Source organism: Rhodobacter sp. NTK016B (assembly GCF_017303295.1).
In the GTDB taxonomy this organism is placed as follows: domain Bacteria; phylum Pseudomonadota; class Alphaproteobacteria; order Rhodobacterales; family Rhodobacteraceae; genus Pararhodobacter.
The window spans coordinates 1-403 of the sequence record NZ_JAFKOK010000044.1; the positions used below are offsets into that span (position 1 = coordinate 1).

General features: G+C 63.8%; 1 protein-coding gene. It reads right to left on the bottom strand.

The annotated features are described in order from the left end of the window. Nucleotides 1-97: 97 nt before the first annotated feature. A partial coding sequence (locus JI664_RS23630) for a hypothetical protein (protein ID WP_207016238.1) occupies nt 98-403 on the bottom strand: 306 nt, incomplete at its 5' end.

A 403-nucleotide genomic window follows, 5' to 3' on the forward strand; every position in this document is an offset into this window, starting at 1 on the left:
GTGTCGCGGGTCTTCGCCGTCACCCAGATCAGGGTGCGCGAGACGATGCCCGTGCGGGCTTCCAGCTCGGTCAGTTCGGCAGAGGTGAGGCTCAGCATCAGAACACCTGTTGAAGCGTGAGCATGCCGGCAGAGACGTGGTCCAGCTCGCGCATGCCGGGCTGATAATTGATCACCTGCGCACGCATCACCGGGCGGACCAGCTTGACTTCAAGCCCAGTGGTTATTTGGGGCGGCAACCAGGGCTCGACCTCGAAGAAATCGGCATAGCCACCCCCAAAGGAAGTCACGCCGGTGACGGCCCGGAACAGGTAGGGCACATCGGAAACCGTGACGCCCAGATAGTCCCCCGGCGTGATCGTGTAGCGCCCCGGCAAACCATCGAGGCGCAGGCTGACGCCGTC